Source organism: Pantoea sp. JKS000250, assembly GCF_003201065.1.
Taxonomy (GTDB): domain Bacteria; phylum Pseudomonadota; class Gammaproteobacteria; order Enterobacterales; family Enterobacteriaceae; genus Pantoea; species Pantoea vagans.
The window spans coordinates 2,770,322-2,791,904 of record NZ_QICZ01000001.1; the positions used below are offsets into that span (position 1 = coordinate 2,770,322).

General features: G+C 46.7%; 26 protein-coding genes. 23 read left to right on the forward strand and 3 right to left on the reverse strand.

The window, feature by feature from the left end; translation table 11 throughout:
* Positions 1-588: 588 nt before the first annotated feature.
* The 14 genes from BY447_RS23245 to BY447_RS13165 all read left to right on the forward strand — a co-directional run bounded on the left by BY447_RS23245 (position 589) and on the right by BY447_RS13165 (position 8,826).
* Positions 589-765 (forward strand): hypothetical protein, encoded by a 177-nt coding sequence (locus BY447_RS23245; protein ID WP_158280076.1) that lies wholly within the window; start codon positions 589-591, stop codon positions 763-765.
* On the forward strand, positions 765-962 hold the full coding sequence (locus BY447_RS23190) for a hypothetical protein (protein ID WP_146210994.1): 198 nt from the start codon (positions 765-767) through the stop codon (positions 960-962). The genes BY447_RS23245 and BY447_RS23190 overlap by 1 nt, the downstream gene beginning before the upstream one ends.
* Complete coding sequence (locus tag BY447_RS13115) at positions 922-1,650, forward strand: DUF6945 domain-containing protein (RefSeq protein ID WP_110331279.1); 729 nt, start codon at positions 922-924, stop codon at positions 1,648-1,650. Before BY447_RS23190 ends, BY447_RS13115 begins: the two co-directional genes overlap by 41 nt.
* A gap of 212 nt (positions 1,651-1,862) precedes the next feature.
* Positions 1,863-2,264: a hypothetical protein gene (locus tag BY447_RS13120; RefSeq protein WP_110331280.1), complete on the forward strand. Its 402-nt coding sequence runs from the start codon at positions 1,863-1,865 to the stop codon at positions 2,262-2,264.
* Positions 2,264-2,461 carry a hypothetical protein gene (locus BY447_RS13125; protein ID WP_110331281.1) on the forward strand — a complete coding sequence of 66 codons (198 nt, stop codon included), beginning with the start codon at positions 2,264-2,266 and terminating at the stop codon, positions 2,459-2,461. Before BY447_RS13120 ends, BY447_RS13125 begins: the two co-directional genes overlap by 1 nt.
* Positions 2,442-2,771 (forward strand): hypothetical protein, encoded by a 330-nt coding sequence (locus BY447_RS13130; protein ID WP_146210995.1) that lies wholly within the window; start codon positions 2,442-2,444, stop codon positions 2,769-2,771. The genes BY447_RS13125 and BY447_RS13130 overlap by 20 nt, the downstream gene beginning before the upstream one ends.
* A 1-nt stretch (position 2,772) precedes the next feature.
* Complete coding sequence (locus BY447_RS13135) at positions 2,773-3,252, forward strand: hypothetical protein (protein WP_110331283.1); 480 nt, start codon at positions 2,773-2,775, stop codon at positions 3,250-3,252.
* Positions 3,249-3,542, forward strand: coding sequence for a hypothetical protein (locus BY447_RS13140; RefSeq protein WP_110331284.1), 294 nt, complete (start codon positions 3,249-3,251; stop codon positions 3,540-3,542). Before BY447_RS13135 ends, BY447_RS13140 begins: the two co-directional genes overlap by 4 nt.
* A 606-nt stretch (positions 3,543-4,148) precedes the next feature.
* Positions 4,149-4,565 carry a hypothetical protein gene (locus tag BY447_RS13145; protein ID WP_110331285.1) on the forward strand — a complete coding sequence of 139 codons (417 nt, stop codon included), beginning with the start codon at positions 4,149-4,151 and terminating at the stop codon, positions 4,563-4,565.
* Positions 4,566-4,577: 12 nt separating this feature from the next.
* The gene (locus BY447_RS13150) at positions 4,578-4,928 is read left to right on the forward strand and encodes a hypothetical protein (RefSeq protein ID WP_110331286.1); all 351 of its coding nucleotides are present in this window, start codon (positions 4,578-4,580) and stop codon (positions 4,926-4,928) included.
* Positions 4,929-4,946: 18 nt separating this feature from the next.
* Positions 4,947-6,008: a major capsid protein gene (locus BY447_RS13155; RefSeq protein WP_110331287.1), complete on the forward strand. Its 1,062-nt coding sequence runs from the start codon at positions 4,947-4,949 to the stop codon at positions 6,006-6,008.
* A 115-nt stretch (positions 6,009-6,123) separates the two neighbouring features.
* Positions 6,124-6,312: a transcriptional regulator gene (locus BY447_RS23195; RefSeq protein ID WP_146210996.1), complete on the forward strand. Its 189-nt coding sequence runs from the start codon at positions 6,124-6,126 to the stop codon at positions 6,310-6,312.
* Positions 6,313-6,377: 65 nt separating this feature from the next.
* Entirely contained in the window at positions 6,378-8,246 is a 1,869-nt protein-coding gene (locus BY447_RS13160; RefSeq protein ID WP_110331288.1) for a hypothetical protein, read from the forward strand.
* 121 nt (positions 8,247-8,367) lie between these two features.
* Positions 8,368-8,826, forward strand: coding sequence for a hypothetical protein (locus tag BY447_RS13165; protein ID WP_110331289.1), 459 nt, complete (start codon positions 8,368-8,370; stop codon positions 8,824-8,826).
* A gap of 25 nt (positions 8,827-8,851) precedes the next feature.
* Here BY447_RS13165 and BY447_RS13170 read toward each other — a convergent pair whose 3' ends face one another.
* Complete coding sequence (locus tag BY447_RS13170; protein WP_110331290.1) at positions 8,852-10,066, reverse strand: tyrosine-type recombinase/integrase; 1,215 nt, start codon at positions 10,064-10,066, stop codon at positions 8,852-8,854.
* Positions 10,067-10,393: 327 nt separating this feature from the next.
* Between BY447_RS13170 and BY447_RS13175 the strand changes: the two genes are divergently transcribed.
* Both BY447_RS13175 and BY447_RS13180 read left to right on the forward strand, forming a co-directional pair.
* On the forward strand, positions 10,394-11,665 hold the full coding sequence (locus BY447_RS13175) for a tyrosine-type recombinase/integrase (RefSeq protein WP_110331291.1): 1,272 nt from the start codon (positions 10,394-10,396) through the stop codon (positions 11,663-11,665).
* Positions 11,666-11,786: 121 nt separating this feature from the next.
* Positions 11,787-14,900 (forward strand): SIR2 family protein, encoded by a 3,114-nt coding sequence (locus tag BY447_RS13180; protein ID WP_110331292.1) that lies wholly within the window; start codon positions 11,787-11,789, stop codon positions 14,898-14,900.
* 237 nt (positions 14,901-15,137) lie between these two features.
* Here the strand turns inward: BY447_RS13180 and BY447_RS13185 are convergent, their stop codons facing one another.
* A complete protein-coding gene (locus BY447_RS13185) occupies positions 15,138-15,950 on the reverse strand; it encodes a hypothetical protein (protein WP_110331293.1) in 813 nt (270 codons plus the stop codon).
* 17 nt (positions 15,951-15,967) lie between these two features.
* Positions 15,968-16,243 carry an ogr/Delta-like zinc finger family protein gene (locus BY447_RS13190; protein WP_110331294.1) on the reverse strand — a complete coding sequence of 92 codons (276 nt, stop codon included), beginning with the start codon at positions 16,241-16,243 and terminating at the stop codon, positions 15,968-15,970.
* Positions 16,244-16,776: 533 nt separating this feature from the next.
* Between BY447_RS13190 and BY447_RS13195 the strand changes: the two genes are divergently transcribed.
* The 7 genes from BY447_RS13195 to BY447_RS13225 all read left to right on the forward strand — a co-directional run bounded on the left by BY447_RS13195 (position 16,777) and on the right by BY447_RS13225 (position 21,556).
* Positions 16,777-17,043, forward strand: a complete 267-nt coding sequence (locus tag BY447_RS13195; protein ID WP_110331295.1) for a helix-turn-helix transcriptional regulator — start codon at positions 16,777-16,779, stop codon at positions 17,041-17,043.
* 28 nt (positions 17,044-17,071) lie between these two features.
* The gene (locus BY447_RS13200; protein WP_110331942.1) at positions 17,072-17,611 is read left to right on the forward strand and encodes a host cell division inhibitor Icd-like protein; all 540 of its coding nucleotides are present in this window, start codon (positions 17,072-17,074) and stop codon (positions 17,609-17,611) included.
* On the forward strand, positions 17,608-17,832 hold the full coding sequence (locus BY447_RS13205; protein WP_110331296.1) for a hypothetical protein: 225 nt from the start codon (positions 17,608-17,610) through the stop codon (positions 17,830-17,832). The genes BY447_RS13200 and BY447_RS13205 overlap by 4 nt, the downstream gene beginning before the upstream one ends.
* Positions 17,829-18,152, forward strand: coding sequence for a DUF5375 domain-containing protein (locus BY447_RS13210; protein WP_110331297.1), 324 nt, complete (start codon positions 17,829-17,831; stop codon positions 18,150-18,152). The genes BY447_RS13205 and BY447_RS13210 overlap by 4 nt, the downstream gene beginning before the upstream one ends.
* Positions 18,153-18,162: 10 nt before the next feature.
* The gene (locus tag BY447_RS13215; protein ID WP_110331298.1) at positions 18,163-20,493 is read left to right on the forward strand and encodes a phage/plasmid primase, P4 family; all 2,331 of its coding nucleotides are present in this window, start codon (positions 18,163-18,165) and stop codon (positions 20,491-20,493) included.
* A 275-nt stretch (positions 20,494-20,768) separates the two neighbouring features.
* On the forward strand, positions 20,769-21,212 hold the full coding sequence (locus tag BY447_RS13220; RefSeq protein WP_110331299.1) for an STM2901 family protein: 444 nt from the start codon (positions 20,769-20,771) through the stop codon (positions 21,210-21,212).
* Positions 21,206-21,556: a DUF1493 family protein gene (locus BY447_RS13225; RefSeq protein ID WP_110331300.1), complete on the forward strand. Its 351-nt coding sequence runs from the start codon at positions 21,206-21,208 to the stop codon at positions 21,554-21,556. The genes BY447_RS13220 and BY447_RS13225 overlap by 7 nt, the downstream gene beginning before the upstream one ends.
* The last annotated feature ends 27 nt before the right edge of the window (positions 21,557-21,583 follow it).

The window sequence follows — 21,583 nt, forward strand, 5'->3', positions numbered from 1 at the left end:
GCACAATGCTATTCCAGCTTTCGATGATAGGTTACACCTCCCATCATCTCAACCTGAGATTTGATGTGCTCCCACTGGCTACGCCAGACACTGGACGTAAGTCCATTGCAGCCAGCACGCTAACGCCTGGCTGATCGGTTAGAAGTGGGTCGCGCCGGATATTCTCCAGAGTTACAGCTAAACCCTAAGTTACAGATAACAGGGCCAAATCTAAGCCATTCTCCGGCGTTTTCTGAGGGTAGGTAATACGTTTGCTTACCTTTGATCTTAAAACACAGCACAGAGTGCTACAGGTGGCTTAAAATTGATTTGGTATGGTTTTGATCAAATGCCTTGACTTGAAGTGTAATAATCGATTAAAGTACTTGACTTTAAGCAAACAGTTGAAATAGATCAATATTTATCTTGACTTCAAACTGCTTATGTAGTAAAGTAGTAGTAGAGCAATAAAGAAATCTATTCTTCCTTCCTCAGCCTCCCCCGGCTATTGATGATTTCTGCTCAAATCCAACAAATGACACTACCGCGCCGCTTTCTCAATGCGTGGAATTTCAGTTAATCCAATTTTATAAAAAGGAGATCACGCCTATGGCTTGGCCTAAATACAAAACGCCTGATGAAGTCTTCCAGCTTTGGAAAGATGGACTGATGACTAAGGCACGAATTCAAGGAAGCTATTTTGATAACTTGAGACTTGGACGCAAACGCGCCGATTTTTACCTTGAGGTTTTAGAACTAATTAAGAAAGAAGAGGAGAATATGTAATGGCTTTTGAAAATGGTTTACACCTCAAACTGAAATCAGAATTACGTAATGCCCTTGTTGAAGAAGCTAAGAAGCAAGGAGTGTCCGCTGTTCGTCTGGCTGCAAAGATTTTAGACGAACATTTTAAATCAACGAACTCTGCCAATGGAGATCATAATGCACAAAACCCGAATGGAACCAAACAAATTCTTTCTTAAATACTACACAGTCCTGTTTCACACCGAAACAATAACCAATCTTGAAACAGGCGAAGTATTCAAACTAAGTTCTACTGATGTTCATCTTTACTGCTATTTCATCGACCAGTTTAAATCATACGGCTTGAAAGGACAGCAGTTTTTTGAAAGTACGAAAAGCATCGAAAGTAAAACTCCTCACGCTTCAGATAAATCAATCCGGGAATTCATCAAAAAATTTTCTAAACTTGGCTTGATCAAGTATCAGAAGATTAAGAAGGGCGGAAAATTCCATAGCAATCTTTATACTTTAGTTCTTACGCCAGATGAGGCGAAAGGGATCGTTAGCTTTAATACAATCTGGAGCAGAGAAGAAGAAACTTCCCCGCAAGAACCACAGCAGCCCGAAACAAACCCCGCTTTACCTTCTTCTGATGATATTCATACGCCAGCCGATTCACTGTCTGATGATGTGCCTAAGCCAACAGGCAAGGTTAACCTTATCTTTAAACCGTATAATCCTGAAGAAGAAGATGAAAATTACGGAGAAGATGAGGAGGAAGAGGAAGAGCTTGCTGATTGGGAAAGGGTGGATGAATCGCCGCCTTCAAAAATAAAACCCTCTTCAATTAGCCTGGCAATGCGTAATCAATTTCACCCGCAAAGGAAAAATGAGAAGGGCGATTATACTGAACACATACCATTCTAAGGGGGATTATTATCAGTCCTGAACAACGTGATTTTATAATCAATGAACTGCGCCGCTGCAAAACTTTATCTGTATCGGTGCTCGCAAAGCGTTTCGGCTTGTCCGAATCGGAAATCAGAAGATTACAGCGCATCGCTAACAACAAATAACAATGCTCACGAAGTGAGTTAAGCCGAGCTTAAACCGCTTTGCGGTCAAATAATGGGGGAATATTGGGTTATACGTCAACAGCCAATCTAAACAAAGCAAAAAACTTTAAACTGGAGAAGAAGCCGCGAGGCAGGCCAGCAAAAAAAAAGCCAGAAAGTAAACTTCCTGAAGGAATCGCACAATCCAATGAACTACAAATCTTAAAAGTCTATTCTGAATCCGAGAAGCTTTCAGAAATAGAACAGAAGACTATTTCCGAAATCGTCTCTTCCTGCCCTGGTGTTTACCATAAGCCGCGCCCTGTAATGAAAACTATCATTCACGCGCCGGAACGCTGGCACTTAATACACGCATCAAGAGAAGAGTTTAGATTTTGGTGCATCTACAACCGTCTTGAAAATCCAATGTTTGAAGGGTACAGCGTAGACATTTTAAATATGACTTCAAGCGGTGAGGGGCTTTAATGGATAACAATACAAACCTATTAACCCGCTTGCGTAAACATCGCCAGTACAGGCAGATCGTTGATGAATATGAACGCTGTGGCTGTTCTTTCATCATCGCACGAAAGTTTATGCTACCGCCAGAAGAGGCCGCGCTTGTGTGCGGTATTATCGACATTTTACAGGAGAATAAAAATAATGAGAATGGAAAAAAGTAAGGAATGGTATTTCAAAAGGCTAACTATTATAGAGCAAGAGTTAGGCGTATTGATCAGGATGAAAATCTTTAAAAAGAAAACCCTTATTCTAAATTCTCTTGATCAATTGATAGATGAACTTAGCTATCTTACAAAAGATGCTCTTGCGTCTAATACACTGGACGGCTTCGATAAAGCAGACTTTCAGCGCGGGGTAATGCATTTACTTGAACTATTCAAAGAATGTAGAGAAATGATAAATGCGATGTTTGAACTTCAAATGAAAGTGCAACCTGCTATTAGATGTAAGATTCTTACGGAGTTAAACTAATATGGCGACGATAGAACAGATCGAAAAGGTACGGGCTTACGCATACTTTCCGAGCCAGGCACAATTACCGGATAGCGTCATAGCCAGCAAAATAGATATGTGGGCAGATGTCCACGGAGACACACCGCAAACGCTCTATAAGGCTCTTTTAGATTGTCTAAGGTATCTTGTCTACACCGATCCCAATATCGCATCAGGAACCGGCACAGGCGGGAATAGCCGCACTGAACAAGTGGGACAGGTGCAGGTTACAACAGAGACGACAGGCGAATATGTCTCTAAGTGGAAACGCATCTTAGACGGGTATCTATCCGGCGATCTGCGCTTCCCTGGAATACGTAGCCCGAAAGGTAAGAGTGTAATCATTGGCGGAGTTGACCGCCACGAGATCGACCGCGTGAACGCTAACCCGTACAGCGTAAACGGATTGCTAAGAGACGGCAGAGACCGATTCAAAATTATAAGAGGAGAATTCGAATGAGAGATATTAAACAGGAGTTTGATCAGTTTTGGGATGGTGTGAGCGATATTGTAATATCTCTGATTCACAGTGATTACACCTCCACAGATACATTCTTATCTAACTTTGCTTTCGTCAAAGAACGTTATTTCAAGTTCAATGACACGCTATCGCCAGAGGATAGAACCTGGCTTGCTGAAAACCATCTTCCCGACTTTGTAGAGCTATTGCAGTGCAGCACAGCTATTGCAGCAATATCTGCAACTTTGGAGCACGTGACGCGACCGCAGGCAGGCACAGCGATCCACTAAACAGAATAATTATGCCATAAAAGCGGTTTTTTATCTAAAAAATACGCGAAACTCGTTGCAAAGATCGAATAATTATGCTATAATTAATTATGTAGGGTAAGTCTGTTAGAGAGCTTTCATACCACTACAGCAGGTGATTTGCATTGTGCCTGTATGCGGAAAGGGAGTTGTGTCCAAAATGCAATTTAATGCAGTTGTTAAGGTGTCGTCTAACGCCTTTCCCAAAGGTTCAGGAGAGCCATAGACAATATTATTTTGAAATCTTCAGCAATTTCAAATATCCAACAGGCCGCAGCGGTTCGCCTGTGTTTGAAAGGGAGTGATTACCCGAATCGCAATAAATTATATGTTGGAGACAGCCTATAATTGGTTTCTAACCAAAAGTTCCCGTCTTGCGCTTTATAAGGCTGTGGCAGGCCATAGACATAAACAAGAGTAAATGCTTGTTAAATTCCTTAGTTTAATTCAGGGAACTAAGTTCCCTATTTATTTCAAATCGCCGCCGTCCGGCGGCGATTACAATCTATTTTTTACAACAAAATCACCTCTGGTGCTTAAGCCTCTTTCAATCTCCTGTTAGAGGCTATTTTTTTATGGAATTCATAAATGAGCGATTATAAAGAATATAATAGGCAATCCTTTTTAGGTAAAGTTCCCGTTACTCTTCTTCTTGATGATTTTGAAACAGCTTCGACACTTACAATTCTTGCAAGACAATATAAAATTCCTGTCTTAGAAGAGAACGTGATCACAAGCGAATTACTATCTAAAGCCGATACTTATCCAGATGTTATGAAACGCTTGCAAGAGATTGAAGCATATAACCTGGTAAGGCTTTTAGAAAAGAAGAGTAAAACTGTTAACGAAAGTTCTGCAAGTATCTCTATCACTAAATCTGATAAACAGGTTGATGCAATCTCACGTGTTCAGCAAATTGCTGAGCAAATGAATAAATCCAAAGATAAACCATCGAAAGAACAAAATTCTATCGTTGATAAATTAATTCAAACTATAAAAAAATAAGGAGTGTCTTAGATGGCCCTTAACGCTTTTACTAATTCGCCACTGACGATTAAAGACGTGGTATCGCACGAAATCACAGCATTTAGCCGCCGTGTTATCAATGTTGCCCTTAAACAAGATGTTAAGCCAGGTAGCGTAATTACTGCCGCTGGCGCACTTGTTGGATCTGGTGCTACATCAGCCTATGTCGTGCTTGAATATGCTTCTGCATCGTCTACCGCTGTCCCTGTGCTTGTTGCCGGTACAAACGTCTGGCTAAAGAAATTCGCGCTGCAATGTAATGATGTAGACAAAGCCGTAGAACTGCTTTCCGCTGATCCGGCTGTCCGTTTCTCAGACAGTGCAACCCTGCCAACAACCTAATAAAGGATAATAACTATAATGGCTAACTTCCAATATTCACAATGGGGAATGACAGATCTTGTTCCTGCATTTTCACAGACTTCACAGCAAAACTATCTGCTACAGGCTTTGGGCATTTTCGAGAAAGAAGGTAGTTCAGAGATCCGCGTATCCTTTGACCGTCTGGCAGAAACAAACCAATCCCTAATGAATACCCCAAAAAAGCGTTACAGTTTTGAACACAATTCAACTGAACGCGGGACAGCTACTAATTATCGTGTAGAAATTCCATATTTCCTGCGTCACGATTCAATTACCGCTGAAGATTTCCAGCAAGGTAAGCGCCGCGCTGGTAGTACCGAAGAAGAAACTTATTTAGATATTCTTGGGGATTATATCCAGGCACACGCTAAAGCACATAAACGCACGGTTGAAACAATGTACGCTCGCGCTCTTTTCACTGGTGAAGTTTATACGCCTTTCACTAAAACCGAAGATCCACGCCAGATTATCGACTACGCTACAAGCTTTGATGCCCCGTTTATGACGGAAACTATTGATCTGAACTCAAGCACTACTCTTGACGTGTTGGAAGCCTTTAACGGGTTTCTTGATCGCATTAACGCCGCTGCTGATGGTCTTTATAGTGATATTACACGTGTAATTGTGTTTGCAGGTGCTGATGCTTATAACCGTCTCCGCTTCCATCCTTCAATGAAAGAAGCTTTCCAGTACGTTAGCCCACTGGCTGAGGGTAATATTATTATCCAGCGTCAGGATCTGCTACCGAACGTGCAGACAATGAGCCTACCAGGTTTGAGCGTTGATGTTATCAAGGTGACTGATCCGCTGCTAACTGCGTATCTTGCGAGTAATGAAATGCTTATGATGCCTATTTTTAGGGCTGGCACGAATGCTTATCAGCATATCTATAGCCCTGCATCGACTAACTCACGTCTTGCACGTACAAAGATTGCACAAGAATATTTCTCCTACCTGATCGAGAACGATTTAGGAGAAGAAAGAATTTATAGTGAAGCCGGTATTCTTCCAGTAAACCACGTTACGAATATGGCAATGCGTATTACAGCAACGATCTAATAATGCTCCGTGTGTTATTCCTACTGATCTTATTATGTATTGAGATTGGTATCTATTATGGTGCTGCAACTTATATACCGCTGCACCTAATACCCTTGCTGTTTGGAGTATGAAAATGAAAATTACATTTGAAGATGACAGCGGGCAAAAAGTTATCTGGTCGAATCTAAGTGAGAGTGATTTACGTAAGTATTTCAACTTATCAGCACTTGCTCAAGCTAACGGCCTTGCTGAATCTACAGTTAGATCACGCCTACATCGTGGGATGCCGCTATTGCTGGCACTTAATGTAGAACCAGAATAACAAAGCAACCGCTTATTAGCCCTGTCCCTTAACGGGGATGGGGCTTTTTTATGGAGTAAATAAATATGGCAACAAAAATTCAGGCCGCAACGTTAATTAACCGTGTGGTGTACCAGACGGATCGCAACAGTCTTAACCAGGCACGTAAGCAGATGAGACAGCTACGCCAGCAGATGGAAAACGATTCTGTTAAACAGTCGAAAGCTGAGATCAAGCGGATGCGTGACCAGGCAGATGCGGAGATAAAAGAAACGAAACGTGCCGCACGTGAGAAGGCCAAAGCAGAGAATCAAGGCAGCGGGAAGCGTGCCGGAGGCGGGAAAACGCAGGCAGAACGCGATGCAGCACGCCAGGTTAAAGAGCAACAGCGCCAGCAGGCCAAACAACGCCGCGAAGAAGAGAAACGCATCAGGGAACAGGGAACGCGCCAGGAACGGGCCAATCTGATGCTACGCCGTAACGCTTTCGATATAACGAGAATGCAGGGGCTGAACCAGGAACAGCGCCACAACGCGATCAGAGAAGTCCAGCGCATCAGCCAGGCATATCACGATCAAACTATGAGCCTACAGGCTAGCAATGAAGCTTTGCGACAGCAGCGCCGACAGCTACAGGCAATCGCCAGAGAAAGCCGCGCCGCTAACCACCGTGCCGGTGTTCCAACGCCAGCAGGACACAGCCGTCTTGCTTCAAGTCTTGCGCTTGCCGGTGTTGCCGGTGGTGTGGGGTATCTCGGAGAACGTGCAGCCGGTGCTGCTCGTGAGACTCTACAAGGCTCGGTCGAAAGGAATTCAGGACGCACGCAACTGAACAGCTTAGGCGTTTCTACGCTTGAGGCTGACGCCTTGATCGCTGAAGCACGTAAGAACGGGTATAACTTCACCTATGAACAGCTTGCGGATAAACAGCGCGATTACAATGACAAGGCCGGTCAGTTAACTGCTAATGGAAGCTGGAAGCAGGCAAAAGACGGATCTTGGAGTCTATCGGGTGGTGGGGAATTTGGCGATATTGTGAACAGTGTTACCGCGAAGAGGGGCAAAGCCGCAGGGGAACAAGTTGTTTCAAACCTGCAAGGGATGAACTTTACTGAATTCCTCGTGTACTTGCGTCAGTTACAGAAAACGATGGGATACAGTGAGAAAGAACTCACCGCATTTGCTGAAGCGATTGATGACGGCAGCGTAGCACTCCAGGCGGTCAAAGATGGCGGGAAAAACCTTACTGATACAGCTATGCAGATCGCGCGCAGTGGTCAGAGCTTAACAGATCAGCAAAGCCAGAATTTATCCTATCTCTCTAACCTCGGATCAGTCGCACAGTCTGCATCTGAAAACCTCGGAGATACTTTTTCGAGCGGGTTTGCGGAGAGATTCCGCGAGCTTGGACAAGATAGCGATAGCGTTAGAGACAGCTTCAAACAGCTAAAGCCTATAGCCGATGAGCTGGGTAAAGAGCTGGGCGGGTTAGTTGGCTGGATAAGTTCCCATTTAGGCGTGATCCCAGGCAGCGCCGGATATAATGAAAAACATTATAAGGAGGCCTACAACAGCGCGTTAGAGCACAAGGATGATAACTGGTTTATACGCTGGGTTAACAAGAGATGGGAGTCTAATTCAACCGCAGGCAATCAGGGATGGCAAGACGCTTTAGCCGGTCGCCCGATTGATCAGAAGTACGTAAACCCATATGGCACAACTGAACCAAACTTCACAACGCAGAATGCTTTAGATCAGCGTTATGCAAACCTGGCTATGGGTAATCCGCTCGACTTCCAGACGCCTAAGTTTGAATTTGAGATTCACAATGAAACCAACGTGAATACCAATGATGATCGCTTGATGGGTGTCTTTACTGCACACACACAGCAAGAGATTCTGAATAGTTGGGATGATATGACATTCCAGGTTAACAACATGACCAGCAACAATTAATGCTGATGGCAGTCAGTTAGCCAGAGGCTAAACCGCTTTGCGGTCAACTAACGGACTGGTTAGGCGGGTGCGGAATTCATGATAATGTGTCCGCATCCAATCTTATTTTAAGGAGATTAACGTGAATTTTGAAGACTTATCTTCACAGGAACTTGATGAACACATCATGCAACGTCTTGTTTTTGATGATGAAGAGTTATTACCATTACTAAAAGGCCACATTTTCATAGAAAAAGTTTTGGAAACACTAATTTCACGAAATCTCGTAGCGCCGAAGGTTTTTTTCAAGTCTACACGTTCCTTCGACCTTAAAGTTGATTTGTCTTTTGCTATGGGGTTAATAAATGAAAAATACTATTCTGCATTCAAAGCTATCAATAAAGTAAGAAATAATTATGCACACAAGCATGATTATAAAGTTACCCTTGAAGAGTTAAATAGCTTCAAGTTTGATTGGGCAAATGTTCAGAATTTAGCGTATGAAAAGGCATGTAATAAGAGCATTGAGGACAGCGCAAGAATTGCCACTATTTTTCTTTGCTGGAAAGCAATGCTTCTTATAGGAAAAGACGAAGAGTAAAGTTAGGGGCCAATGCCCCTTTCCTCTAAGTATCAAACTCAGAATAAGCGATTAGCTCAACATACTGTGATAGCTCTTGAGGCGAAGCAGATTTTTTAGAATACGTCTTAAAGCTTTCAGTATTACCGCGCTCATGCCCCATCAATAGAGCGATCCTATCCTCAGGAACTTTGTTCCTGTCCAGTTGCTGAGCGTAGGAATGGCGTAGCGAGTGAAATACTTTTCTTTCTGTGCCAGCTTCGCCCAAAGCCTTACGCTTCTTGCGCGTAAATTGTTGAGAGTGCCAGGAAGAGCGCTTACCATCTGCACGGTCTGTGATTGATGCATGGTAGAACAGGAAGCCGTCATAGGGCTTCTGGAGAAGCGTAGTAACCAGTGCAGTTAACTTGCTGTGGACAGGGATGATTCTGGCCGCCGATTTTGTCTTACCTTCTAAAACTTCAAAGCACAACACATCTTCAATCGTCTTAACGTTAACTGATTTCAGGGTGCACACCTCGTTGAGTCGCATACCGCTATACATTCCGATAAGCGTTACAGCTTTCATTTCATCATCAAGCAGGCTGTAGACCTTCGCTAACTCGCCCGGAGCGAATACTTCATAGCTAACCTTGCTGCTTTTCGCTTCCAGCGCATGACCGCGCCAGGGATTATCCTGTGGTGCATCGTGATACCGGTTCTTAGCCAGATCCCAAATCTGAGCAAGGGCGCTGATATAGTTTTGTATCGTCTGAGGCGCTTTCTCATTTTTTAGCTTATCAAGCCAGCCTGTTACGGTTGTTCTGTTCACATCCTTTAGCTGAACATCTTTTTTCTTGAGATGAGCAAGTAACACCTCTACGGCTTTGTTTGTTTTGGAAAGGGTAGTCAACTTTCGTTTCTCGCTGAATTGCACAAGGTAGAGATCCAAAAGTTTGAGAAGTGAAGGGCAGGTAAGAATAGATTCGCCCAACGGGATTGGGTTTTCTTTGGCTATGTTTCCTATCTGGCGTAGCTCATTGATGATTCGTTCCATCTTTGTGCCGCTGGGCTGTGGTTTTAGCTGTTCCCTTAATCTGGAAAATTCTACGGCGATAGCATCACGGATCAGCCTTGCTTGCCTGATGTCTCGTGTGCCAGTGGACTTGATGAAGTTCTTTTTGCCGCTGAAATACCCTCGCATGTAAGCAGGTAGCGCAATGCGAACCATGTACACACCACAAGGATCAAGAATCAGATAACGATCTCTCTTGTAAATCATGAAAACCCCGGTTATTTTGTCGGGGCAATCTCATGGCGAAATTGGTATGGTTAGCCGTAGGCGCATTCTAACGAATTGATCAAAATCAATGAGTTAGGAGACGCAGTTGATTCAAAATCAACCGTAGAAATACGTGCCGGTTCGAGTCCGGCCTTCGGCACCAGTATCCTGTCCATCCTCGTCCGAGGAAGTCTAAAAAACCCTTTAAAATCAACAAGCAGGTTGATTTTATCATCCTGCGTCGTCCGAGCACATCCGTTGCAATCCAGACCTCGGTGGGGGCATAATTGGGGGCATTTCCACTTCGATAAGAAATGTGCCCCCAAAATGAAGCTGAATGCCCGTCAGGTCGACACTGCAAAGCCCAAAGAAAAAAACTATAAAATGGCCGATGGCGGCGGTTTGTATCTTGAGGTCACGACTAAAGGATCAAAGTACTGGCGCATGAAGTACCGGCGTCCAGCTGACAAAAAAGAAGACCGACTTGCCTTCGGCGTTTGGCCGACAGTGACGCTTGCCGAGGCACGTGCTAAGCGTGACGAAGCTAAAAAGATGTTAGGGCAGGGGATGGATCCCAAAGCGGAACAGAAAGAGGCCCAGGCTGAGAACGCCGGGGCTTATACTTTTGAAACGATCGCCCGCGAATGGCATGCCAGTAACAAGCGCTGGAGTGATGACCATCGTTCACGGATCCTGCGCTATCTTGAGCTGTATATTTTTCCTCATATTGGTTTGGCAGATGTTCGTAAGCTGAAAACCAGCCAGCTGTTAGCACCTATTAAGGCCGTTGATGCCAGTGGCAGGCATGACGTCGCTCAGCGCCTTCAGCAGCGTGTTACAGCGATAATGCGCTATGCCGTGCAGAACGATTATATTGAGTCCAACCCTGCTGTTGATATGGCTGGGGCACTTTCTACCGTCAAGGCTCGCCATTACCCCGCATTACCCTTCAACCGTTTTCCTGAGTTTCTTGCGCGTCTTGCCGCATATCGTGGACGTATGATGACCCGTATAGCCGTCAAGCTTTCATTGCTGACCTTTGTTCGTTCAAGTGAGCTGCGCTTTGCCCGGTGGGATGAGTTCGATTTTGATAGTGCCTGCTGGCGTATTCCGGCGAAGCGTGAAGAAATTGAAGGCGTACGTTATTCACATCGTGGAATGAAGATGAAAGAAGAGCACATTGTTCCGCTAAGCTGCCAGGCTCTTACGTTACTTGAAGAGCTACGGCCGTTAAGCGGTGATAACACACGTTTGTTTCCGGGAGATCACGATCCCAAAAAAGTAATGAGCGAAAATACAATTAATAATGCATTACGTTCAATGGGATATGACACTAAAACAGAAGTGTGCGGTCATGGCTTCCGAACAATGGCTCGCGGTGCCTTAGGTGAATCCGGGTTATGGAGTGATGATGCTATTGAACGCCAGTTGAGTCATTCTGAGCGCAACAGTGTAAGAGCTGCCTATATCCATACATCTGTTCACTTGGATGAACGTCGACTCATGGTCCAATGGTGGGCGGACTTTTTGGACGTAAACCTTAAAAGATTTATATCGCCTTATGATTTTGCTAGAGAAGGCCATCACAAAAGAAGATAATTCATGCATTTTTCAATATAAAACTCTGTATGATTTATAAACTTTGAATGGTAATCTGACCTCCAAGGTTGTATTAGTTTGTTACTATCAACAACGATATGATATTGGAGTTTTGATTACCATGGACATTCCTCACATTTTAAGTCAAAGTATAAATTCTGGTCGTGTTGTTCTTTTTCTAGGATCTGGGGCCACAATCGGAGCTAAGGCACCGAGTGGTAAAGAGGCTCCTAAAGGTAATGATTTAGCTAATATTCTTTCAAAAGAATATTTTGGTGAAGAAAAAACTACAAAAACATTATCTTCGATAGCTGAGCTGGCTATATCGGAGACCGATATCCATACAGTTCAACAATTTGTTAAAGATTACTTTGATGAGTTTGAACCCGCGGACTTCCATTTAAAAATCCCAACTTTTAGGTGGGTTGCAATATATACTACAAACTATGATTTAGTCATAGAGAAAGCATACCAAAAACAATCAAATAAGACTCAAAATATCAAGTGTGTATATAAGAATAGTGACAGGGTTGATGAAATACTTCGGTCCACTGACTCTATTTGCTATGTTAAACTTCATGGGTGCATTACTAAAACTGACGATTTAACAATTCCTTTAATTTTAACTCCAGATCAATATGTTACACATAAACGTAATAGAGACAGGTTATTTAATCGATTAGATGAGCATGGGCATCAGTATACAATAGTTTTTATAGGATACAGTTTAGATGATTCAGATTTAAGACAAGCTCTTTTATCGCTGAGTGAATCTTTAGACGAAAGACCAAGGTTCTACACTGTTACTCCATCACTTTCTGACGCCGAAGTAAGAATGTGGGAAAAAAGAAAAATAACTCCACTCAAAGGAACTTTTGAAGATTTTGTAAATGCGTTGGATGAAACTTCTCCTATAGCATTACGCAATGTTTCTCGCGTTAAAAAGCAACATGAAATTGAGCGTATTTTTAAAAACAACAACTTAGAGTTATCTTCAAAAACGGTTGAAATATTGTTGAGTGAACTCAGTTTTATTCGATCAGATATGCCAACAAATAAAACCCATCCATCAGAATTTTATAAAGGTAACTCTTATGGTTGGGAATCAATTAAAGAGGCATATGATTGTCGAAGATCTCTAACAGATACATTTATAAGTGAGGTTATTTTACTTGAAGAGGTTGAGAGAAATTCAACTGTTGATTTCTTTTTAGTCAAGGGGCATGCAGGCTCCGGGAAAACTATTACTTTAAAACGTATTGCTTGGGATTCTGCGGTAGAATACAACCGAATTGTACTATATTGGGAGTCTTCGAATAAAATAGATACAAACGCTATATTTGAAATTTGCGAAAGAGCGACAGATAGGGTTTTTTTATTTGTGGATAAAGCATCTTTCCATATTTCTGAAATAACGGCTTTGATCAAGAGAGGGGGTAATTCGGAGTTAAAATTAACTATAATATCTTCTGAGAGGGGAAATGAATGGAACATGGAATGTGAGCCTTTACATTCTTGTATTTCAAAAGAATTTAGGCTGCCTTATCTAAAAGAAAAAGAAATTAAAGATTTATTAGATAAATTAAGCAGATTCCAGTGCTTGGGGTTGATTAAAGATTTAGCTCGTGAAAAACAAGAAGAGGCCTTTAGAAATAAATCAGGCAGGCAGATATTAGTTGCGCTCTATGAAGTCACAATGGGTAAATCTTTCGAAGATATAGTATTCGATGAGTACAATAATATTGAGCCAGAACAGGCAAGGTTAATATATAGAACTATTTGTGCGCTTAATCGTTTAGGTGTATCTGTGCGAACTGGTATCATTCATAGAATATTTGGCGTGCCTTTTGAGATTTTCAAACAGAAATTTTTTAGTCCGCTTGAAAATATTGTTCAGGTCGTTAGTCCATCTAATAATGATGATTATGCATATCAAGCTAGACATCCATTAATTGCAGAGTTTGTATTTGCACGCACAATGCTTAATGAAGAAAGTAAAGAGGATTTATATCTCGATTTAATTGACTCTTTAGATATAGGTTATTCATCTGACAAAAAAGCATACCGAGAAATTATTAAAGCGAGAAATCTATTGTCGCTGTTTAACGATCCGTTAGTTATTAGAAGAATCTATGATGCGGCAAGGCAGATTGGGGAATTCGATGATTACTATCATCAACAAATTGCCATTTTCGAAATGAAGAGGAAAAACCCTAACTTTAGACTTGCAGAACAACACTTAGATACTGCAGCAGAGATTGCACCATATAATCCAACTATAAATCATACTAGATCCGAGTTGGAACTTCAAAAGGCGAGGGGAGGGAATGAATTAGAAAGAGAACGGTATCTTTCTCGTGCTCGTGAATACGCACTAACTAATTTAAGGAGTGGATTTGATAATAATCACTCTCATAGTTATCATACTTTATGCAAGGTCCATCTGGAAAAGATATCAACTATATTTAATGCGCAGGATATTGATGAAAAGACTTTAAAGGAATTGATAAAAGAATTTGTGACGACACTCCATTCAGGATTACAGAAATATCCTAACTCAGAGTTCCTTTTGGAGGCGGAATCCAAATTGAGTTCTCTGCTTAATGATAACAAGGGTGCGATAGCATCTTTGGAAAAGGCATTCAATAAAAACAGCGCTAGCACCTTTATAGCAATAGCTTTGTCAAAAGCATATATAAAAAATGGTGATACACCTAAAGCGAGAGCGATCATGGAAACCGTTTTGGAATACTATCCAGCCGATAAGGTTTGCAACGGCCGGCTCGCAAAGATAATCACTGAATTTTATGCTGGCGAAAATGATCTCGCAGAGTATTACTGGAGGAGGTCTTTTACCGAAGGTGATTCAAACATAGAAAATCAATTCTGGTATGCTCGGCAGTTATATATAAATAAAAAATATGAGGATGCTAAGAGGTATTTTGCAATAACCAAAAAGAAAAATATAGCACCAGATATTAAAAGTAAAATACGTGGGCCGATTTTTGACAAAGATGGGGAGTTGCTGCAGTTAGGAGGCGCAATTGTCAGGAAAGATGAAAGTTACTGTTTCGTGCGAGATTTCGCATCTGGTGAAATAGCCTTTCTTCATAAAAAAAATATAACTCATCTTATCCAATGGGAGAAATTAAGAATAGATACACATATTTTATATAATTTGGGTTTCAACTATTCAGGTGCATCTGCATTTAATGCTAGAGAACTTGATGTGTAGTTTACCCTTTGGTGCGCGCTCGTAGCCCCGCCACGCCTGCGCACTTCATGCAGTGGTTTTCATGCACCTGCATGAGTGGCTCCTGGCCGCGCCGCAGCTGGCCTTTCCAGCCGTTCCGGGATGCCTGAAACTCATGCGTTTTCATGCAGCATAGACATGCACGCTCCCTTCGGTAATTAGCGGACACAAAAAAGCCCGGCGCGTAACCGGGCATCAGTTAGGGGTTATCTCTCTGGCTCAGAAAATTTTGCGCTTGCGCCGGTCCGTTCTGGCCCCTCTGAAAGGATGCGCACCGCTCACGCTCAGCACGTCATCACGGAACATCAGCGGCTGATTCACGCTCGTCCATCGCTTAATGAGGTTCTGGACATATACACGGTACAGCGTGTCGGCATCGTTCGCGCCTTCAATAACCCCCGGTGCATGCGTTGAGCCATTCCGTTCAAACTGGCTGTACTTCATCCTGAGCAGGCTGCTCAGCTCTGCGCCGTGAATAATGAAGAAATCATCAATCAGCGTATCAATGCGCTCATCCGTGATGCCCTCATGACAGAATACGTAAGCGTTAGCCTTGCGCCCGGTCACGTCTGCCATCACCGGCAGCTGCTTTTCCTTTTCGGCAATCAGCCCGGCGATGTCAGTTGCCGTTTCCTGCTGCTCCAGATACTCCGCGCGCAGCGTCTTCATCTCCGACGTGACGTTGCCGCCATTCTGTCCCAGCAGTTCACGGAAGCGTGTCCGGTTGTCCCGGCTTGCCTGCTCCATTTCGGCCTTACGCTGGCGCAGCTCGCTGAGGTTCTCAGCGGCGGCGTTCTCGGCCTGCCTTGCCTCCAGCCAGGCCAGCATCTTCGTATTGAGGTCTTCGATACGCAACCGCCATTCAGAGGACAGCCCCTTCACCAGCTCGGTGGTGTGACTGATAACGTCGGCCTCGGGTAACCGCAGGAGCCAACCTGCTTCCTTAAGTGGCCGCTGTGCTCTGGCCTGCGCCGTACCGATACGGTTACCGGCTGCCTGAATCTGTTCGTCGGTCATCTGCTGCTGTGTCATGCTGTTTTTCCTCTCTGTCACGGCTGTGCGTGGCGGTCTTTGCGGGTGCTGGCTGAACCATAACGGCCCAGCGTCTGCGGCTGGCGAACCGGCGCGTCATTCTGCGGTTCCGGCTCTGTCGCTGCGTGCCTGTGGGGCTTCATGATGATTTTCTCGACGCTCTCCAGCGCGGTGAACGTGCAGGAGCAGTCGAGGTTCTGGCACTGGTACCAGGTACGCTTTACGGAGGGCGCTTCATAAGCGCTGGTGCGGGTGTGGGCTACCTGACCACATTCGGGACATTTCAGGGCCATCTCGTTTCCTGTCGGCTGGTTTCAGTAAGTCAATTGTGCCGGGTCTGGCACAGCGGCTTCTACCGAAGGGCGTTGTATGACGGACCAGACAAAAGCATTACTTCTGGCGAGCCAGGAAAAGGTCTCACTGAAGCCTGTTATCAGCTTTCAGTTTTATATAAATCCTTCACCATTCTTCACCAGAGAGAAAAAAATAGTAAATACAGTAAATTAAGAGGTGAAGAGTGAAAAAAGTAATCCTTCACCCTCTATTCACCATCGTTCATCAGCAGGATTTTGGCCTTATTAATTCTTTAGAACGATTGGTTTTAAAAACTTTCTTATATTGGACCTAAAATTATTGGATAAAACCTTATCAGTACTTTTTGGTGCAGTCTGGTACTATTCACGTACACGCATTTTTTGTGGGGTTTTTATGTGGCCGGTCAGGCAGATTTCTGTTGTTGTCACCGGCAAAAATATTCGCAAAATAAAGAGCTACCCGATGCCGTACACACCTGTGCGGCGCTTCACGGATACCTAAGAGGTAGCTCATGCACACGACTTTAAACGCTCATTCATCCCCCCCGGCGGCACCAGCCATGCCGGTATCATTCCCGGTTCAGGAGCGCTTTATGCGCCTGCCGGAAGTGATCCACGTCTGCGGCCTGTCCCGCTCAACCATCTATGACCTCATCAGCCGCAGTGCTTTTCCGGCGCAGGTATCGCTTGGCGGCAAGAACGTCGCGTGGCTTGCCAGCGAGGTCAGCGCCTGGATGAATGCACGCATCGCAGCACGCGGTCAGGAACGTGCAGCATGATCTTCACCAATTGTTGAGATTTTCCGCCATGCTGAATTTTCCTGTGTTCCCCGGCTTGCGCGCCGGGGCCATTCCCTGGTACAGTCTTTCTGCTGTCGCAAAATCGGCAGCCGGGATTGGCGTCCTGAATACAACGTTGGCGACACCAGACGCGCCTCGCGTCTTTTTTTGTGTCTGTGCCCTGATGCACCCATTTTTCGGGCGACGGTTCTGTATCTGTCGTACCTTCCGCGTAATGGTGGCTCAGGCGGGGGCTTCTCACGAAGCGCCGGTTTCCAATGTTGCCGGTTACGCCAACCCCGTCTGGGCTACCACCAGTGAAATTGGCGTTTCCGGTGGTGGCTGTAAGCTACTAACATTGGAGACTGCCCTCATGGCTACGGTCCTTAATTCCCCATACCCTCAGTTTGTTTTCGTCTTTGCCGCCGTGCGCCGTACCGAGCGCCAGCAGCGTATCCACATGCTCCGCACCATTGCCTCTGACGAACGCGCCGCCCGACTGACGCTGGCCCGCGATTACGTACTGTCCCTTGCTGCCCGTCTGCCGGTCCGGGAGGTGCGCGCATGACTCACACCACCATTTCCCACGCCGACCTGTTACGCCTTGAGCACCTTCGCAACGCCGGACGTTTTATCAGTGACATGACCCTGCTTCAGGAGTGCCACGAGCAGCCACCGGCCACACAGCAGGCGCAGCTGAACTCGCTTATTTTCCTCATCACCGAGCAGCTGGACGGGGTGGTAAACCGCTGTCAGGACGGCTGGATGAACGGGGAGGTTGAGCCATGAGCACACGTATCCTATCAACTGAGCTGCGGTCCGCGCTGTCCCGCCGCGCGGTGGCCTGCGCCTGGCTGACCGTCTGCCGTGAACAGAAGCGCTATCCCGGCCTGACGCTGGCGCGCCTTGAACACGCCATTGAAACAGAGCTGGAAGGCTTCTACCTGCGCCAGCACGGACGCCAGCGCGGTCAGGAAATTGCCTGCGCGCTGCTCGACGACCTGCTGGCCGCCGGGCCGCTGAAGTCGGTTCCGTGCCTGAGCTTTCTGGGACAGGTGGTGATGGATGAACTCTGCGGGCGTCTGAAAGACGCGCCGGTGCTGCACTGAGGGAGAAAAAATGAAAATGACCGTATCAGACTCGGCAAAAGCCGCGCGGGGCCAGTGGCCCCGCATCCTGCCCGCGCTGGGCGTGAAGGTGGTGAAGAACCGCCATACCGCCTGCCCGGTATGCGGCGGAACCGACCGCTTCCGCTTTGACGACCAGGAGGGACGCGGCACGTGGATTTGTAATCAGTGCGGTGCCGGTGACGGCATGGACCTGGTGAAAAAGGCCCTCTCACTGAGCCTGACCGAAGCCGCCGCGCGGGTAAACGGCCTGACCGGCAGCCTGCCACCGGTGGACAGCACGCCTGCCGCCAGCGCGGGCGAAGATAACGAAGCCGCACGCGCCGCCGCCGTGAAGCAGGCGCAGCAGCTGGTCAGCACCGCGCAGCAGGCAACCGGCAACGCCTACCTGTCCCGCAAGGGCTGGCCGGAGCAGTCCTGCCTGACGCTGGCGAAGCCGCAGAAAGTCGCGCTCACGGCGTATCGTGCCGGTGACCTGCTCGTTCCCCTGCACGATACGGGCGGGCAGCTGGTGAACGTGCAGCTGATTAACGCAGCGGGCGAGAAGCGCACGCTGAAGGGCGGCCAGGTAAAAAGCGCATGTCACGTTCTCAGCAACGGCAAACCGGCAGCGCGCATCTGGCTGGCGGAGGGCTACGCCACCGGCCTGACGGTGCACAACCTGACCGGTGACGAGGTGTGGATAGCCCTGTCGTCCGTTAACCTCCTTTCTCTGGCTGGCCTTGCCCGAGAAAAGCACGCCACGCTGCCGCTGCTGATTGCCGCAGACCGCGACCTGAATGGCGACGGTCAGGTGAAGGCGAAGCAGGCCGCCGAAGCCAGCCGCGCCGCCGTGGCCCTGCCGCCGGTGTTCGGTGACTGGAATGACGCCTTTATGCAGCACGGTGAGGAAACCACCCGGCTGGCGCTGGCCGAAGCCGCCACGCCGCCCGCCGCCAGTCCGTTCGACGTGATGAGCGAGGCGGAGTTTTCGGCCATGAGCGCCAGTGAAAAGGCGGAGCGCGTGGCGGAGCACTACCGCAGCGCGCTGGCCGTGGACGCCAGCGGAGAAATTCTGTCCTGCTACCGCTCCGGCGCGTGGAAGGTGATTTCCGGGAAGCAGTTTGAGCGGGACGTGGCGAAGCTGTTCCAGCGCCTGCGTGCGCCGTTTTCGGCGGGCAAGATTTCGGGCGTGGTGGAGACGCTGAAGCTGATGCTGCCGCAGCAGGCCGACCCGGCGCGCCGCCTGATTGGCTTTCGTAACGGCGTACTGGATACCCGCACCGGCGGCTTCAGCCCGCACAGTAAAGACTTCTGGCTGCGCACGGTCAGCGAGGTGAATTACACGAAGCCCGTCCAGGGAGAAACGCTGGCAGAGCACGCGCCGTACTTCTGGCAGTGGCTCGACCGCGCCGCCGGACGCGACCCGGCCAAGCGTGACATCATTCTGGCCGCGCTGTTTATGGTGCTGGCGAACCGCTACGACTGGCAGCTGTTTCTGGAGGTCACCGGTCCTGGTGGCAGCGGTAAAAGCATCATGGCGGAAATCGCCACCATGCTGGCCGGAACGGACAACACCACCTCCGCGACAATTGAAACGCTGGAGTCGTCGCGCGAACGCGCAGCGGTAATTGGCTACTCGCTGATTATTCTGCCCGACCAGGAAAAGTGGAGCGGCGACGGCGCGGGCATCAAGGCCATCACCGGCGGCGATGCGGTGTCCGTTGACCCGAAGTACCGCGACGCCTACTCAACCCACATTCCGGCGGTAATTCTGGCGGTAAACAACAACCCGATGCGCTTCACTGACCGCAGCGGGGGCGTGTCGCGCCGCCGGGTAATCCTGCACTTCCCGGAAATTATCCCGGCAGACGAGCGCGACCCGCAGCTGAAGGAAAAAATCAGCGGTGAGCTGGCCGTTATCGTGCGCCAGCTGATGCAGCAGTTCAGCCAGCCACAGCAGGCCCGGTCGCTGCTTCAGTCGCAGCAGAACTCTGACGAGGCGATGCGCATCAAGCGTGATGCGGACCCGATGGTGGACTTCTGCGGCTACCTGTTCACCACGCCGGAGCCAAACGCGCTTTACATGGGGAACGCCAGCATCAGGCCGCTTCAGCCCAGGCGTTATCTTTATCACGCCTATCTGGCCTATATGGAGGCCAACGGCTATAAGAATCCGCTCAGCATGAAGATGTTCGGCCTGTCGCTGGAGAGCATCATGCGGGAATACGGACAGCACTACATGAAGCGCCGGACAAAGCTGGGTGTTCAGACCAACCTTGATCTGACGGAAGAAAGTAGCACCGACTGGCTGCCAAAGTGCGACGCCCCTCCAGCAGCATGACTATCTAAACCGGCGAAAGCCGGTTTTTTATGCCTGAATTTCACCAGTGATGAATGATATCCTTCACCCTACATCTATCATTCATCAGGTAATTCACTGATATATATAAATAAAAATGAAAGGTGAACAATGTGAAGGGTTTTCTGTAAAATCTTTTTTTATCGAAAATTTGAATTCAGTATCCTCTACTGCAATTAATAAATCTCAAATTTTGATTATGGACGAACCTCAATTCGGCAGATAAGGTACTGAGACAGTCATAAAGGAGATGCGTAATGGATACTGTCGAAGAGCTGAAAGGGACGTATTTTTACAAAGGAATGTTCAATCTTTCCGCTGGAGAGCTTTTTTTCTTCGTGTTCCTGGATGAGGCTCAGAAACAGCTTGGTGTGGAAGATGTAGCCACTTTAGCACTAATAATTTTAGGTCAACCAACCCAAACCACGCGCGCAAAACCAGCCGGAACAACTAAGGGAACTTCAATCTTGAGTGCAAATCTTCGTGTTTGGTTAAAGATTAGAGTGCACCGCTGGCCAACACTTACTACCGAAAGCATTAAAGGATTGAGATTCAGTTACGTAAATAACTTGGGTGCTTTCGCTGGGCGCTGGATACCCATATTGGGTATAGGATTTATCATGAATGACGTGGTTCAAATTGCATGGAAAACGACTCACAGCTATAACCTGATTGCAAAGGAAGGTGACAAGTTATGGTAAAAGACACAATGGAAAGCGCTGTGTTGGAATGGTATGACAATAATTATAATTCTAAGCCTCTTTTTGCAAAAAATAAGCCTGAGCTAACGCTTGAAACCAGTCTATCAACAGGTAAATATCCCTGGGCCAGAGAAACTGGCGACGAAATAATGAATGACTATTTCGAGCGATTTAACGTCGATAGCAGCGAATTTGATTTTCTTGCATACTGGCCTTATGAAAAAGGATTTCTACCTAACTTCTTAAGGCCTAAATCCCAAAAGCTCCCTGACGTTGAACCGAAACCCTTGACGATTCATATGCTCGTTGAATCAGCGAAAGCCGGACGGTGGCTTTTCAGCTAATCGATGCAAGTTGCTAGCTCGTCCAGT

Bases quoted from the DNA above. Each gene is read 5' to 3' on its own strand.
- BY447_RS13225 (WP_110331300.1), top strand. From the start codon at position 21,206: ATGGTAAAAGACACAATGGAAAGCGCTGTGTTGGAATGGTATGACAAT.
- BY447_RS23195 (WP_146210996.1), top strand. From the start codon at position 6,124: ATGAAAATTACATTTGAAGATGACAGCGGGCAAAAAGTTATCTGGTCG.
- BY447_RS13175 (WP_110331291.1), top strand. From the start codon at position 10,394: ATGAAGCTGAATGCCCGTCAGGTCGACACTGCAAAGCCCAAAGAAAAA.
- BY447_RS23245 (WP_158280076.1), top strand. From the start codon at position 589: ATGGCTTGGCCTAAATACAAAACGCCTGATGAAGTCTTCCAGCTTTGG.
- BY447_RS13140 (WP_110331284.1), top strand. From the start codon at position 3,249: ATGAGAGATATTAAACAGGAGTTTGATCAGTTTTGGGATGGTGTGAGC.
- BY447_RS13185 (WP_110331293.1), bottom strand. From the start codon at position 15,950: ATGACACAGCAGCAGATGACCGACGAACAGATTCAGGCAGCCGGTAAC.
- BY447_RS13135 (WP_110331283.1), top strand. From the start codon at position 2,773: ATGGCGACGATAGAACAGATCGAAAAGGTACGGGCTTACGCATACTTT.
- BY447_RS13115 (WP_110331279.1), top strand. From the start codon at position 922: ATGCACAAAACCCGAATGGAACCAAACAAATTCTTTCTTAAATACTAC.
- BY447_RS13150 (WP_110331286.1), top strand. From the start codon at position 4,578: ATGGCCCTTAACGCTTTTACTAATTCGCCACTGACGATTAAAGACGTG.
- BY447_RS13155 (WP_110331287.1), top strand. From the start codon at position 4,947: ATGGCTAACTTCCAATATTCACAATGGGGAATGACAGATCTTGTTCCT.
- BY447_RS13180 (WP_110331292.1), top strand. From the start codon at position 11,787: ATGGACATTCCTCACATTTTAAGTCAAAGTATAAATTCTGGTCGTGTT.
- BY447_RS13210 (WP_110331297.1), top strand. From the start codon at position 17,829: ATGAGCACACGTATCCTATCAACTGAGCTGCGGTCCGCGCTGTCCCGC.
- BY447_RS13170 (WP_110331290.1), bottom strand. From the start codon at position 10,066: ATGATTTACAAGAGAGATCGTTATCTGATTCTTGATCCTTGTGGTGTG.
- BY447_RS13205 (WP_110331296.1), top strand. From the start codon at position 17,608: ATGACTCACACCACCATTTCCCACGCCGACCTGTTACGCCTTGAGCAC.
- BY447_RS13145 (WP_110331285.1), top strand. From the start codon at position 4,149: ATGAGCGATTATAAAGAATATAATAGGCAATCCTTTTTAGGTAAAGTT.
- BY447_RS13215 (WP_110331298.1), top strand. From the start codon at position 18,163: ATGAAAATGACCGTATCAGACTCGGCAAAAGCCGCGCGGGGCCAGTGG.
- BY447_RS13125 (WP_110331281.1), top strand. From the start codon at position 2,264: ATGGATAACAATACAAACCTATTAACCCGCTTGCGTAAACATCGCCAG.
- BY447_RS13195 (WP_110331295.1), top strand. From the start codon at position 16,777: ATGCACACGACTTTAAACGCTCATTCATCCCCCCCGGCGGCACCAGCC.
- BY447_RS13130 (WP_146210995.1), top strand. From the start codon at position 2,442: ATGAGAATGGAAAAAAGTAAGGAATGGTATTTCAAAAGGCTAACTATT.
- BY447_RS13190 (WP_110331294.1), bottom strand. From the start codon at position 16,243: ATGGCCCTGAAATGTCCCGAATGTGGTCAGGTAGCCCACACCCGCACC.
- BY447_RS13220 (WP_110331299.1), top strand. From the start codon at position 20,769: ATGGATACTGTCGAAGAGCTGAAAGGGACGTATTTTTACAAAGGAATG.
- BY447_RS13200 (WP_110331942.1), top strand. From the start codon at position 17,072: ATGCTGAATTTTCCTGTGTTCCCCGGCTTGCGCGCCGGGGCCATTCCC.
- BY447_RS13160 (WP_110331288.1), top strand. From the start codon at position 6,378: ATGGCAACAAAAATTCAGGCCGCAACGTTAATTAACCGTGTGGTGTAC.
- BY447_RS23190 (WP_146210994.1), top strand. From the start codon at position 765: ATGGCTTTTGAAAATGGTTTACACCTCAAACTGAAATCAGAATTACGT.